12 protein-coding genes are annotated in these 13646 nt (G+C 69.6%); 9 read left to right on the forward strand and 3 right to left on the reverse strand.

Annotated features, from left to right (window positions below; all coding sequences use genetic code 11):
* The first annotated feature begins 58 nt into the window (after positions 1-58).
* Positions 59-1858, forward strand: a complete 1800-nt coding sequence (locus tag G6N49_RS00920; protein WP_083045459.1) for an alpha/beta hydrolase family protein — start codon at positions 59-61, stop codon at positions 1856-1858.
* Here G6N49_RS00920 and G6N49_RS00925 read toward each other — a convergent pair.
* Positions 1855-2649, reverse strand: coding sequence for a M15 family metallopeptidase (locus tag G6N49_RS00925; protein ID WP_082947976.1), 795 nt, complete (start codon positions 2647-2649; stop codon positions 1855-1857). The genes G6N49_RS00920 and G6N49_RS00925 overlap by 4 nt on opposite strands.
* A 153-nt stretch (positions 2650-2802) precedes the next feature.
* Here G6N49_RS00925 and G6N49_RS00930 point away from each other — a divergent pair, with 153 nt between their 5' ends.
* The 7 genes from G6N49_RS00930 to G6N49_RS00960 all read left to right on the forward strand — a co-directional run bounded on the left by G6N49_RS00930 (position 2803) and on the right by G6N49_RS00960 (position 9868).
* Complete coding sequence (locus G6N49_RS00930; RefSeq protein ID WP_011561563.1) at positions 2803-4233, forward strand: cytosine permease; 1431 nt, start codon at positions 2803-2805, stop codon at positions 4231-4233.
* A gap of 29 nt (positions 4234-4262) precedes the next feature.
* Positions 4263-4493: a ribosome modulation factor gene (locus tag G6N49_RS00935; protein ID WP_221222668.1), complete on the forward strand. Its 231-nt coding sequence runs from the start codon at positions 4263-4265 to the stop codon at positions 4491-4493.
* Positions 4494-4598: 105 nt separating this feature from the next.
* Positions 4599-5954 carry a hypothetical protein gene (locus tag G6N49_RS00940; protein WP_234786916.1) on the forward strand — a complete coding sequence of 452 codons (1356 nt, stop codon included), beginning with the start codon at positions 4599-4601 and terminating at the stop codon, positions 5952-5954.
* A 92-nt stretch (positions 5955-6046) separates the two neighbouring features.
* Positions 6047-7123 (forward strand): esterase family protein, encoded by a 1077-nt coding sequence (locus G6N49_RS00945; protein WP_011856719.1) that lies wholly within the window; start codon positions 6047-6049, stop codon positions 7121-7123.
* A gap of 18 nt (positions 7124-7141) precedes the next feature.
* Positions 7142-7597 (forward strand): cupin domain-containing protein, encoded by a 456-nt coding sequence (locus tag G6N49_RS00950; protein ID WP_011561559.1) that lies wholly within the window; start codon positions 7142-7144, stop codon positions 7595-7597.
* Complete coding sequence (locus G6N49_RS00955; protein ID WP_170314011.1) at positions 7585-8355, forward strand: peptidoglycan recognition protein family protein; 771 nt, start codon at positions 7585-7587, stop codon at positions 8353-8355. The genes G6N49_RS00950 and G6N49_RS00955 overlap by 13 nt, the downstream gene beginning before the upstream one ends.
* A gap of 523 nt (positions 8356-8878) precedes the next feature.
* Positions 8879-9868 carry an MmpL3/TtfA transport complex stabilizer gene (locus tag G6N49_RS00960; protein WP_225892072.1) on the forward strand — a complete coding sequence of 330 codons (990 nt, stop codon included), beginning with the start codon at positions 8879-8881 and terminating at the stop codon, positions 9866-9868.
* Here the strand turns inward: G6N49_RS00960 and G6N49_RS00965 are convergent.
* Positions 9865-10566: a response regulator gene (locus tag G6N49_RS00965; protein ID WP_011561556.1), complete on the reverse strand. Its 702-nt coding sequence runs from the start codon at positions 10564-10566 to the stop codon at positions 9865-9867. The two genes, G6N49_RS00960 and G6N49_RS00965, sit on opposite strands and share 4 nt — an antisense overlap.
* Positions 10563-12140: a sensor histidine kinase gene (locus tag G6N49_RS00970; RefSeq protein ID WP_011856718.1), complete on the reverse strand. Its 1578-nt coding sequence runs from the start codon at positions 12138-12140 to the stop codon at positions 10563-10565. The genes G6N49_RS00965 and G6N49_RS00970 overlap by 4 nt, the downstream gene beginning before the upstream one ends.
* Before the next feature lie 92 nt (positions 12141-12232).
* Between G6N49_RS00970 and G6N49_RS00975 the strand changes: the two genes are divergently transcribed.
* A complete protein-coding gene (locus G6N49_RS00975) occupies positions 12233-13609 on the forward strand; it encodes a C4-dicarboxylate transporter DctA (RefSeq protein ID WP_011856717.1) in 1377 nt (458 codons plus the stop codon).
* The last annotated feature ends 37 nt before the right edge of the window (positions 13610-13646 follow it).

Raw genomic sequence — 13646 nt, forward strand, 5'->3', positions numbered from 1 at the left:
CGACGCCGAACTGTGCCACGATCCGTCTCGGCGACAGCCGCGAGACGGGGGTTCGACGATGGAACGCATTCCGATGTGGCTCGGGATCGGTGCGGTGGCCGCCGGTGTTTCGGCGGCCGCACTCGCCGGCGCCGGGGCGGCCGCGGCCGAGACCGAATCCGACGGCTCCGGCCCGTCTCCGGCGGCCTCCAACTCCGAACCGGCGGATCCTGGACCCGCGGCGGACGCCCCCGCCGACGACACGACTCCTCAGGACGCCGAACCGGAACCCGAGCCCGGTCCCGAGGACGAGGACCTCGACGAAGGTCTCGAGGAGGAACTCGGCGACGAGGTCGAGGAGGTCGGGGAGGTCGAGGAGGAACTCGGCGAAGACCCTGTCGAGAACGATCCCACCGAGGAGCCGGTCGACGAGGCCGTCGACGAGCAGCTCGAGGAACAGCTCGAGGACGTCACGGTGCCCACCCCGGGCGCCGCCGGCGACACCGGGGGAGAGCCCACCGACGCCACCGGCGACGAAGCCACCGACGCCAAGAAAGAAGAGGCCGCCACCGACGTGGAGGTTCCGGTGACGGTCACCGAACCTGCGCCCGTGGACGACGCCGCCCCCGAAGCGGGCTTCACCACCACCGCCGCGATGATGAGCCGGCAGGGCGACGAAAAAGACATCACGACAAGCGATTTCGTGGCTCCGGCACTGTCGGTCCCCGCGCTGCCGACGCCGCTGCCCTCACCGTTCGGGTTCGTGCAGCAGCTTCCCCCGGTGGTCAAGGCGTTCGGGTCGGTCGTGTTCGACATCCTCGGCGCCGTCACGAAGTTCATCACCGGCCCACCGCAACTCCCGCCCGGCAGCACCGTCACCGTCCGCACGTCGACTCTGGAGATCGCCGACGGCCGCCGCGTGAGCGCCGACTGGTACTTCCCCGACACGGACGAACCGCCCACGCGGATCATCTACCTGCAGCACGGTTTCCTCGCCAACGGCACGATGTACAGTCACACCGCCGCCTACCTGGCCGAGCGCACCAACAGTGTGGTCGTCGCGCCGACTCTGACCTCGAACCCGTTTCGGGCCGACGACTTCTGGCTCGGGGGCGACCCGATGTACCGCGCCGTCGCCGAACTGTTCACCGGCGACCGCGAGGCGCTCAACGCGAGCGCGGCCGCCGCGGGCTACGCCACCCGCTACGGCGCCACCGCCACCCTGCCCAGCGACTTCGTCCTGGTCGGCCACTCCCTCGGCGGCGGCCTGGTCGCCGGTGCCTCCGGTCATTACGCCCGATTCGTCACCGCCAGTGGCGAATCCAACCACCTCGCCGGTGTCATCTCGCTCGACGGTGTCCCGCCGCGCAACGACATCGTGGAGAACTCACTGGCGGCGCTCGACGCGACCGGCACCTACATTCCGTTCCTCGAGCTGCACGCGCCGACCAACCTTTTCAACTCCACCAGCAACATCACCCAGGCGCTGAACGCGGGCCGCGCCGGCAAGTTCCACGGTGTCGAACTCGACGGCGGCGTGCACATGGACTCGATGCTGGGCGGCAACCCCGTCATCCAGCTGTCCGCCTATGTGGTCGCCGGGTTCCCGAAGCCCCAGAATCCGCCCGCCGCACAACAACTGATGGCGGGCTGGATCAACGACATGTTCGCCGACCGGATCGACGCCGACACCGGGGCCTGCGCCGGTGCCGAGTGCACCGGCATCTATGGGCCACCCGGGTCGCGGGTCGAGATCCCGACCGGCAAGGGCCGCGCCACCGCGAGGGTCCTCGGCAGCGCGGTCGCGACCTCACGGCCGACGCTCATCCCGGTGTCGCTGTGGCAGTCGACCCGCGCGGTGCTCCTACCGGTGGCCTAACCCGTCAGCGAGGACGGGTCGACGGGGAAGTCGAAGTAGGTGTCCGGGTACGTCTCGGGTTTGAACGTGAAGTGCCACCACTCGTTCTCGTAGTTCTCCAACCCCTGCTTCTCGAGCCCGTCCTTCAGCAGCAGCCGGTTCTTGAGCTGCTCACCCTGGATCCGCGGGTCGAGCGTGTGCGCCAGGGTGTCGAAGCAGTCGTAACCGGTGCCCATGTCGATGGTGTTGTCGCCGAAGCGTTCCGCGACCGGTGCGGCGCAGTCGACCAGTGGCTGGCCCGGCACGAAGGCCGGCTGCTCCTTGGCAGGCAACGCGACCAGCGTGAGGTCGACGGTGCTGCCGCGGCTGTGCCCCGAGTTCTCGGCGATGTACCCGTCGGCGAACAGCTGCGTCTTGTCCACTCGGGGGTAGAACTCGGCCTTCATCCGCTGGTCGGGCAGGTTCTTCGCCCACGCCACGAAATCGTTCACGGCGCGCTGCGGCCGGTAGCAGTCGTAGACCTTCAGCGAGTAGCCCTGTTCGACGAACTCCTGCTGCGCGCGCCGTAGCGCCTCGGCCGCCGGCCGGGTGAGCAGGCACAGCGGCGCCCGGTACCCGTCGACCGGATCACCGGTGAAGTTGTGCGGCGTGATGTAGCGGACGTCCAGCAGGATCGACGGGTCGACGTCGGTGAGCGAGACGAAGTCCGCCGGGGCCGTCGGTTCGGGCTGGGCCGAAGCGACCGGCGCCGCCACCGCCGCCAGCACCGCGGCGGACACGATCCCCAGCACACCCCTCAGTGTTTTCGGCATGTGCCCATTGCAACACCACGGCGGGCATCGCGCTGCGTCACGGTGAGCAGAAAGTGAACGTGCGATGTAAAACTATCGGGGATTGTCACCACATCGCTCAAGGATGGACACCGCAACGGCGCGGCTGACCTCTTTCGGAGAACAGGAACCGCCATGTCCGCTGTCGCCACCGGTGAACCGGCCCCCGAGGTCACCGAGCGCCTCGAATCCGACCTCACCGTCATCCCGGAGTCCGGACGGACGACCGACGTACGCGGTCAGTTCTGGATCTGGGCGGGGGCCAACATCGCGCCGATCAACTGGGTCCTCGGCGCCCTCGGCGTCACGATGGGCCTGGGTCTGTGGGAGACGATCGCCGTGCTCGCGGTCGGCAACCTGATCGGGATGTCGCTGTTCGGCATCTTCGTCGTGATCGGCCAGCGCACCGGGGTCACGGGAATGGTGCTGTCCCGGGCCATCTTCGGCCGCCGCGGCGCCTACGTGCCCGCCGCCGTCCAGGCGGTCGTGTGCATGGGGTGGTGCGCGGTGAACACCTGGATCGTGCTCGACCTGGTGATGGCGCTGCTCGGGCGCATCGGCATCGCCGATCCCGACAGCACCGCACACGGTCCGCGGATCGTGGTGGGTGCCGTCATCATGGTCATCCAGGTGGTGATCGCCTGGTTCGGCTACCGGGTGATCGCGGCGTTCGAACGCTGGACCGTGCCGCCGACCGTGGCGATCCTGGTCGCGATGACGGCGGTCGCCTGGTTCGGCCTCGACGTCGAATGGGGTTACGCCGGTGATGCGGCACTGACCACCGGAGAGCACATCGCCGCCCTGTCGGCCGTGATGACCGCCATCGGAATCGGCTGGGGCATCACCTGGTTCGGCTACGCCGGCGACTACTCGCGGTTCGTGTCCACCACCGTGCCCGCCCGCAAACTCTTCGTGGCCAGTGCGCTGGGCCAGTTCATCCCGGTCCTCTGGCTGGGCGCCCTGGGGGCGACGCTGGCGACGCTCAGCTCGTCCGCGGATCCGGGCGAGATCATCGTCGACGCCTACGGCGCGCTGGCCATCCCGGTCCTGCTGCTCGTCGTCCATGGACCGCTGGCCACCAACATCCTCAACATCTACACGTGCACGGTGTCGACCCAGGCGCTCGACATCCACATCAACCGCCGCATCCTCAACCTGGTCATCGGCGCCGTCGCCATGGTCGGGGTCGTGCTCTTCGTGCTCAACGGCGACTTCGCGCTGATGATCGACAGCTGGCTGGTCGGCATCGTCGGCTGGGTGGCGCCGTGGGCCGCGGTGGTTCTGGTGCACTGGTTCGTGATCGCGCGCCGCGAGGTCGACCCCGAGGCGCTCCTGGCGCCGCCCGGCGCGGGGCTGCTGCCGACGGTGCGGCCGACCGCCCTGGTGGCACTGGGTGTCGGCATCCTCTTCACCTGGATGTTCATGTACGGCATGACACCGCTGCTGCAGGGTCCGGTCGCGAGCGCGCTGGGCGGCGTCGACCTGTCGTGGCTGGCCGGCGGAATCGCCGCGGCGGGTACCTATCTCGCACTGGAGGCGATCCGCGGGCGGCAACTGCAGAAGTGATGTCACCGGATGGCGCTAACGTCCGTCCCATGAGTCACCGACTTGTGCGCATCTATCGCGAGGGGCGAGCGGCGTACCCCCACACCATCGACTGCCCCTACACCGGGGATTTGGTGGCCGCGCGCATGTGGCGGCTGGGGTGGCAGAAGGCCCGCGACGAACACCGTGGCATTCCGCCGGTCACGGAGACGCTGCAGCGGATGAGCGAACAACTGGCCGACCTCGCACCGCTGGCCGAGCGGTTGGGGGATCACGACTGAGGTCTGCGAGGTCGGCCTCGGTCTGAGGCCAAGCGACACAACCTGATTGACAACTCATCGGTGATGTCCGACTTACGGTGAGCCGTCGTGATTAGAGTGACGTGGGTGGACAACACGCTCGCCTACATCGACCAGGCATCGTTTCTCGGACTGCGGGCGCTCGGCCGGGGGCCACTGATCCAGTTCACCTGGATCTATGACCGCGCCGTCGACATCGACGGCCTCCGGCGGTTCCACTGCAACCTGGGCCACGGCCTGTTGGGACGCCTCGTCGAACGTTCGCCGCTGCCGTTCGGCCGGCACCGCTGGGTGGCGTCCACCGGACCCGTCGACCTCGACATCGCCGCCGCCGACCTGCCGCGCCGCGACGTGTGGACCTGGGCCGACGAGCGGGCCGCCATGCCCATCGACCCGGAGTTCGGACCGCAGTGGCATCTGGGGGTCCAACCGCTGATCGGCGGCGGTGCGGCCGTCAGCCTGGTGGTGTCGCACACCACCGGTGACGGGTTGGCCATCTGCGAAGCGGTGACCGATGCGGTGAACGGGGTGCGGCGCGATCTCGGCTATCCGCCGCCGTCGTCGCGCGCCCGCAGACAGGCGATGGCCGAAGACGCCCGCCAGGCGGTGCGCGCGATCCCCGACATGGGCCGGGCCGTGGCGGCGACCGTGCGGGTGGCCCGATCGCAACGCGACGAATTGGCGTCGTCGATGTCCTCGGCGCGCGCCCAGCCGGTCACCGGTGAGGCGCGCACGGTGGTGGCGCCGTGCGTGGTGACGCTGGTCGACACCGCCCAGTGGGATGCACGCGCGAAAGAGCTTGGCGGCAACAGCAACTCGCTGCTGGCCGGCTTCGCCGCGCGCCTGGGCCTGCTGCTCGGCCGCACCGACGACGCCGGTCTGGTGACGCTGTCCTACCCGGTCAGCGAACGCGTGCCCGGCGACACCCGCGGCAACGCCCTGACCGAGGCGCGGATGAAGGCGGACCCGACGCGGGTCACCACCGACCTCACCGAACTGCGCGCCACCATGAAACGCGAATTCGCCGCCCTGCGGGAGAAGCCCAACGAGTTGCTCGCACCGCTGCCGCTGACCCCGCTCACACCGCGGCTGCTCGTCCGCCGACTGGAGTCGATGATCGTCGAGCGGGGCGCTCCGATCGGATGCTCGAACCTCGGCGACATCGACCCCGCGGTGAACCGGCCGGACGGCACGGACGCCGCCTTCATGGCGCCGCGCATCGTCGAACCCAAGATCACCACCACGATCCTCGACCGGTCGGGCGGGCTGCTGTTCCTCGGGTCCAGCCGCCTGGGCGGCCTGGTCACCGTCACCGTCGCGGCCTGGCGTCCCGGCGGTGAGAACACGAAGGACGCGCTGCGCGACGTCGTCACCCAGGCGCTGGGCGACCTCGGCCTCACCGGGACCGTCGAACCGGAACCTCACGGTCTCCGCAAGGTCTGATAACAAGCGGGTCAAGGCCCGCGCTTCGCCGGCGGCGCCCCGACCGACCGCTGTTAGCGTCGCCGAGTTCCACGAGACGAGACGGAGACGCGGTGGCGCAGCGATTCAGCGGGTGGAGTTGGACATGGGTACTGGGTGCGGTGCTGCTCACCGCACTGCTGCCGCTGTCGCCGTCGATCGCGCCCAGCGCGACCGCGTACTCCCGCGACGGGCTGCCCATCGAGACGCTCGAGGTGCCGTCGGCGGCGATGGGGCGCAACATCCGCGTCCAATTCCAGGGTGGCGGACCGCATTCGGTGTACCTGCTCGACGGGCTGCGCGCCCAGGAGGACGCCAACGGCTGGGACATCAACACCGCGGCGTTCGAGTGGTTCTACGAATCCGGAGTGTCGGTCGTGATGCCGGTCGGCGGACAGTCGAGCTTCTACGCCGACTGGTACCAGCCCGCCGCCAACAGCGCCGGTGTGGTGACCTACAAGTGGGAGACCTTCCTGACCCAGGAACTGCCGGGCTGGCTGGCGGCCAACCGCGGTCAGGACCCGCGCGGCAATGCCGTTGTGGGGCTGTCGATGTCGGGCGGTGCTGCGCTGAACCTGGCGACCTGGTACCCGACCCAGTTCATCTTCGCGAGTTCCCTGTCCGGCTATCTCAACCCGTCCGCCGGGCTCTGGCCCACGCTGATCGGCTTCGCGATGAAGGATGCCGGCGGCTTCAACCCGCAGAACATGTGGGGACCCACCAGCGACGTCGCCTGGCGGCGCAACGACCCGACCGTCAACGTCGGCCGACTGGCCGCCAACGGCACCGCGCTGTGGATCTACTGCGGTGGCGGGGTGGCTTCGGATCTGGACACCGGCAGCGACTTCGGCGGCAACTTCAGCGCGGGATACCTGGAGAACATCACGGTCTCGACGAACAAGGAGTTCCAGCAGAAGTATCTGGCCGCCGGCGGGCACAACGCGGTGTTCAACTTCCCCCCGAAGGGCACCCACAGTTGGGGATACTGGGGTTCGCAGCTGCAGGCGATGAAGCCGGATCTGCTGCGGGTGCTCGGGGTGGGGGTCGCTCCGCCGCCACCCCCGCCCGCCGCACCCGTGCCTCCGGCGCTCCCGGCACCGGCCGTCCCACCGGCGCCCGTCCCGCCGGCGCCCGCACTGCCCGGAGCCTGACCGCCTAAGGGGGAAGCGATGGACGTACATCGGGGCTGGGGTGTCGTACCCGCAGCGGTGATCGGCTTGGCGGTGCTACCCGGCTCCGCCGCCGCCACCCCGGCCGAAGGCGACGTGGTGCGCACGGACCTCGCGAAGGGGGAGACGGACCAGCCGGTGTCCATCACCACGGCGCCGGGGGAGCGCAGCTCGCTGCTCGTGCAGGACCTGCAGATGCGCCCCGGCTCGAGCAGTGGCTGGCACACCCATCCCGGCCCGGAGCACTCGGTGATCACCGGCGGGACGGTCGAGTTGCAGACCGCCGCCGACTGCGCCGTCGTCCCCTACGGGGCGGGGCAGGCCGTGTTCATCCCGGCAGGCCTCGCACACCGGGTCGCCAACACCGCCCCCCACGACGCCCACGTCGTCGCCACCTACACGGTGCCCACAGGTGCACCGGCCCGCGGCGACTCGCCCGACGTGTGCCGAAAGTAGCCCTGCGGTCCGGCGATCCGGTTTGGCTCGCCGATGTCGTACGCGCAGAGGGCCTTTCAGTGGTCGAGCACCCGGGGTGGACGCAGCGCGGGCACGGCGATTTCGACGACATCCGCGGGGTGATGGTGCACCACACCGGATCGGACACCGCCACCGCCGCCTCGATCGCCGACGGCCGCCCGGACCTGGCCGGGCCGCTGTCGCAACTGCACATCGCCCGCGACGGCACGGTGACGGTCGTCGCCGCCGGGGTCGCCTGGCATGCGGGTGCCGGACGGTATCGGTGGCTGCCGGCGAACACGGGGAACCGGCACACCATCGGCATCGAATGCGCCAACACCGGGACCGGCCCCACCGCACCCCACCGCACGAACTGGCCCGACGCCCAGTACCTCGCGTTGGTGCGCTGCTGTGCGGCGATCATGCGGCGCCTCGGGTTCGGCGCCGCCCGCACGATCGGCCACCGGGAGTACGCGGGCGGGGTCCAGGGCAAGTGGGACCCCGGCGCGATCGACCTGGACACCCTGCGTGCCGACATCCAGGCGCGGATCGGCTTCGCCGACGCGCACGTCGCCGAGGCGCAGCGACGGCTCAAGTACGCCTACCGGCGCTACGCCGGACATCTCGAGATCGACGGTGTGTACGGGCCGGAAACCGAGGCGGCGGTGCGTGAGTTCCAGCGCAGAACCCCGGGTCTGCTTGCCGACGGCATCGTCGGGCCGGCCACCGCCGCGGCTCTGGGTGTGGCGGCGCGATAGCCCGAAACGGGCCGCCAGCGAATATCCGGCCACCAGTAGCCGTGGCCGGCCCCACGATGCCGTCGGATCCGATGGCCGGACCGGGGTGGCGGCGACCCCGAAACGGACAGGGGCGGGGAATTTGCTGGCGTGTCCCGGTGTGATCTCCCGCTCACTTTTCGGCGCAAAGGTAAGAACTCGCGCTTTCGGGCATTCCGATGTTTGATCATGGCCGCTTTGCCGGAATCGTTAACATGCAGGCCACCGAGGTGTGCCAATTCGCCACAAAAAGGTCACGACTGCGTAACGAAGAGTTTCCTAAGTATGCTCTGAGAGTCTCTCCGGCGCGGGTGGACTTAGGACGAAAACGCCGGGAAAAGCCGGGTTGCCCTGTCGCTAGACTCGGATCGGACCGCGCCATCCCGGCGCGATGAACGACTGAACACAACGGCCGGTGCACGCCATACCGGCGGAGGTGCCGAGACTCATGGCAAATATTTTCACGCGTAGGAAACCCCCCGTAGCCGCCCCGAAGGTTACGGCTATGACCGCACAGGATCCGCAGGTCGCGGTGCTCGACGTGGCTGCACTGCCGCGCGGACCGGTCGGCGACCTCGCCGTCGACAGCGCATCCGGTTTCGTGGTCACGACCAACCCCGCGGACCGTTCGATCACCGTGTTCGACGCCGACACCCTCGGCTCGGCCAGGGTGGTGGCGGTGGGCGGCACCCCCGGCCTCGTCGCCGTCGCCGAGGACCGCGCCTACGTCACCACGTCCTCGCTGCACGACGATGCGGTCACCGTGGTCGACACGCGGGTGGGCACCGTCATCGCGCGCTACCCGCTCGCCTTCACGGCCACGGCGATGACCATCAGCCCCGACGGCAAGCGCGTGTACATCGGCCGCACCGGTGACCAGGACGTCGACGTCGCGGTGCTCGACACGGCGGCGGAACGTTTCGGCACCATCGGCATCGGCTACCGGCCCGGGACCACCGTGGACGCCGTCCGGGTCGACGCCGCGGGCCGTCGGCTGTACGTGGCCACGACGGGTCTGGCGGGCAGCGCCCTGCTCACCGTCGACATCGAGACCGCTCGCGTGGTGCGCCGGTTGCGGCTGCCGTCGCCGATCCGCGATCTCGCCCTCGGGCGCGACGGGCTGGCCTACGTGCTGCGCTCCGACCGCCGCTACGGCGGCAGCATCGACGTCATCGACCTCGGTGCCAACGTGGTCATCGACTCGGTCGCCATCGGCGGCGCGCCCACGCAGCTGACCGTCAGCCCCGACGGTTCGCGTGCCTACGTCGTGGACTACGACCGGGTGGCCGTGTTCGACGCGATGACCAGTGAGGTCGTGGACGAGATCACCGGTGAGGGATCCCCGGCGTGCGTGGCCGTGCGTGAGGACGGCCGCCGGATCTACGTCGCCGACCACGCCGGCGCCATGACGTCACTCGCCACGCCCCGGAAGCATTTCGCGGCGACCGATCCGATCGTCCGGCCCGACATGCGGGAACTGTCGCCCGCCGTCTAACGCCACTGATAACGCGTCTTGGGCCGCCCCGCCCTGCCGTAGTCGGTGAGGCGGGTGACGGTGCCGTCGTCGGCAAGCCGCTCGAGGTAGCGCCATGCCGTCACCCGGGACACGCCCACCTGTGAGGCGACCTGGTCCGCGGTGAGCCCGTCGGCGGAATCGCGCACCGCCCTGGCGATCTCGTCATTGGTGCCCGGTGCGGTGCCCTTGGGTGCCGTGGCCCGGTCGGCGGAACCCCGGAGTTCGGCGAGGGCCCGGTCGACCTCGGTCTGGCTGGCCGCGTCGATACCCGCGGGCAGCGCGTCGCGGTAGCGCCGGTAGCGCTCCAACCGGTCCCGGAACGCCGCGAAGGTGAACGGTTTGAGCAGGTACGCCAGCGCGCCGTGCGATACCGCCGCCCGCACCATCTCCAGGTCGCGCTCCGAGGTGATCGCGATGATGTCCGGTGCCGGGCGCAGCCCCGACAGCGCCGAGGCCAGCGAGATCCCGGTGGCGTCCGGCAGGCCGAGGTCGAGCAACACCAGATCGATCGGGTGCTCACCGGTCGCCGCCTCCGACGCCGCCCGCATCGCGTCGCGCGCGGTGTGCGCGACCGCCGCGGTGGCGAAACCGGTCAGGCGCGACAGGTAGGTCTGGTGGGCCTCGGCGATCAGCGGATCGTCCTCGACGATGAGCACCGAGATCGGCCGAGTGCTCACGAGACTCCCAGCGGCACCGTCACGGTCACCACCGAACCGTAGGTGACGTCGGCGGTGACCGTACCGCCGTGCCTGGCCGCCACCTGCGCGACGAGCGCCAGTCCGAGCCCGTGATGTGCCTTCCCGTCACCCGGCTTCGTCGAGTAGCCGCGCTGCATCGCCCGCGCGAACGTCTCCGGATCCATCCCCGCGCCGCTGTCGGCCACCCGCATCAACAACCGGGTCTCGTCCTGGTTGACCGTCACCTCCACCCACGGGTCGTCGCGGTCGCAGGCGTCCATCGCGTTGTCGACGAGATTGCCCAGCACCGTGACCATCTCCTGGCCCGACAGCGCTTCGCTGTGCGACGGCAGATGGGTGTCCTCGGTGACGGTCAGCGCGATGCCCCGTTCGTCTGCCTGCGCGGTCTTGCCCAGCAGCAGTGCCACCAGCGCGGGTTCGGCGACGGCCTCCGACAGTCGGTCGACGAGGCGCTGCGACAATTCGAGTTCGTGCGTCGCGAAGCGCACCGCGTCCTCGGGACGGCCCATCTCCACCATCGTGATGACGGTGTGCAGCTTGTTCGCCGCCTCGTGCGCCTGCGCCCGCAGCGAGTCGGTGAGGACCTGCAGCGAGCTGAGTTCGCCCAGCGCGCCCTGCAATTCGGTGCGGTCACGGATCGTCACCACCTCCGACTCGGAGCCGGCGACCCGCGAACGGTTCACCACCAGCACCCGTTCGTCGGTGACGTGCACCTCGTCGCGCACCCCGGGATCGGAGGTCTGCAGGAACGGGGGCAGGGCCGCGCGGTCGATCGGCCCGGGCGGCAATCCGAGCAGGCGGCGCGCCTCGTCGTTGACCAGCGCCACCCCGTCGTGGTCGAGCACCACCAGACCCTCGGACACCGAATGCAGGATCGCGTCGTGGTGTTCGTACATCACGCGCAGTTCGTCGGGCCGCAGGCCGTGGGTCTGGCGCATCAGGCGCCGCCGGATCAGCCACATGCCGATCGACGAAACGACCACTGCCGCAAGGGTCACCGCCGCGATCGTGGGAACCTGCGAGCGCCACCGCTGCGCCAGCGTCTGTTGCGTGATCCCCGCCGACACCAGGCCGACGATGCGGTCGCCGTCCCGAACCGGCGCGACGGCGCGGATCGAGGGACCCAGCGTGCCGGTGTAGACCTCGCTGAACGTCTCACCGCGTAGGGCGGGTTCGGTGGTCCCGAGGTAGCGGCCGCCGATCTGCCCGGGATCGGTGTGGGTGAACCGGACCCCGTCGGGCGCCATGATCGTGATGAACGCGATCCCGGTCTGGGTGCGGACCGCTTCGGTGACCGGTTGCAGAAGCTCTGTCGCCCTTCCGGATTCGATGGCCGCAGCGGTCGACGGCGAATCCGCGAGCGCGGTCGCGATACCGACGACCTGCTGGCGCGCCGCCTCGTCGCCGTCGCGGCGCGCGTCGATCAGCGCGAGCGTGCTGCCGGCCACCACGATGACCGCGATCACGAGAATCTGCAGCGCGATGGCCTGCCCCGCGAGGGAGCGGGGCCGCGAGCGGCCTATCCACTCGGACCAGGGACGGGGCACCGGCACCTCCGTTGAACGAAATGAACTAAAACGTGACCTGGCTCACGTCCTGGCCGAACCTACTTGCAGACCGCACCCGATGTCGACCTGGAGGATTCATGAGCGTCACCCTCGACCCACCGCCCGAGGCACCCGCCGCCAAGCGGCGCGACCGCACCCACTGGCTCTACATCGCCGTCATCGTGGCCGTGGTGGCCGGTGTGGCGGTCGGAATACTGGCGCCCGAGGTGGGCAAGAGCGTCGGCGTGCTCGGCAGCATGTTCGTCGACCTGATCAAGATGATGATCGCACCGGTCATCTTCTGCACGATCGTGCTGGGCATCGGCTCGGTCGCCAAGGCCGCCACCGTCGGCAAGGTCGGTGGTCTGGCGTTCGTGTACTTCCTGGTGATGTCCACCTTCGCGCTGGCGATCGGCCTGGTGGTCGGCAACATCCTGCACCCCGGCACCGGGATGAACCTGTCGGAGAGCACGGCGGGCAAGGGCGCCGAACTGGCCGAGAAGGCCCACGAGTCCGGCGGACTGCTGGACTTCGTACACGGCATCATCCCCGACACCCTGGTCTCGGCGCTGACCGCGGGCAGTGTGCTGCAGGCGCTGTTCGTCGCGCTGCTGGTCGGTTTCGCGCTGCAGGCGATGGGACGCTCCGGTGAGCCGATCCTGCGCGGCGTCGAGCACCTGCAGAAGCTGGTCTTCAAGATCCTGGTGATGATCCTGTGGCTGGCGCCCATCGGGGCGTTCGGCGCGATCGCCAACGTCGTCGGCCAAACCGGTTGGGCCGCAGTCACACAACTGCTCACACTGATGCTCGGCTTCTACCTCACCTGCGCGGTGTTCGTCTTCGGGGTGCTCGGCGCCCTGATGCGGGCGGTGGCAGGCGTCTCGATCTTCAAGCTCGTCCGCTACCTGGCCCGCGAATACCTGCTGATCGTGTCGACCTCGTCCTCGGAGTCGGCGCTGCCGCGGCTGATCGCGAAGATGGAACACCTCGGGGTCGAGCGGAGCACCGTCGGCGTCGTCGTGCCGACCGGCTACTCGTTCAACCTCGACGGCACCGCGATCTACCTGACGATGGCATCGCTGTTCATCGCAGGCGCGCTGGGTGATCCGCTGTCACTGCCCGAGCAGATCGGTCTGCTGGTGTTCATGATCGTCGCCTCCAAGGGCGCTGCCGGGGTGACCGGTGCGGGGCTCGCCACGCTCGCCGCCGGTCTGCAGAGCCACCGTCCCGACCTGCTCGACGGCGTCGGCCTGATCGTCGGGATCGATCGGTTCATGTCGGAAGCCCGTGCGGTGACGAACTTCTCGGGCAACGCGGTGGCCACCATCCTGGTCGGGTCGTGGACCAAGACCCTCGACCGCGACCGGGTGGATGCGGTGCTGCGCGGAGACGATCCGTTCGACGAGCTCACCATGGTCGACGACCATGCCGCCGACACCCGGCGTGCCGAGGAGCGCGTGCCCGCACCGGCGTAGGGCACGACCGGAACGACCCGACCGGTGTCCCGTCCCG

The organism is Mycolicibacterium monacense (assembly GCF_010731575.1).
GTDB lineage: Bacteria > Actinomycetota > Actinomycetes > Mycobacteriales > Mycobacteriaceae > Mycobacterium > Mycobacterium monacense.

Bases quoted from the DNA above. Each gene is read 5' to 3' on its own strand.
- G6N49_RS00925 (WP_082947976.1), bottom strand. From the start codon at position 2,649: ATGCCGAAAACACTGAGGGGTGTGCTGGGGATCGTGTCCGCCGCGGTG.
- G6N49_RS00960 (WP_225892072.1), top strand. From the start codon at position 8,879: ATGACCGCACAGGATCCGCAGGTCGCGGTGCTCGACGTGGCTGCACTG.
- G6N49_RS00930 (WP_011561563.1), top strand. From the start codon at position 2,803: ATGTCCGCTGTCGCCACCGGTGAACCGGCCCCCGAGGTCACCGAGCGC.
- G6N49_RS00935 (WP_221222668.1), top strand. From the start codon at position 4,263: ATGAGTCACCGACTTGTGCGCATCTATCGCGAGGGGCGAGCGGCGTAC.
- G6N49_RS00920 (WP_083045459.1), top strand. From the start codon at position 59: ATGGAACGCATTCCGATGTGGCTCGGGATCGGTGCGGTGGCCGCCGGT.
- G6N49_RS00950 (WP_011561559.1), top strand. From the start codon at position 7,142: ATGGACGTACATCGGGGCTGGGGTGTCGTACCCGCAGCGGTGATCGGC.
- G6N49_RS00975 (WP_011856717.1), top strand. From the start codon at position 12,233: ATGAGCGTCACCCTCGACCCACCGCCCGAGGCACCCGCCGCCAAGCGG.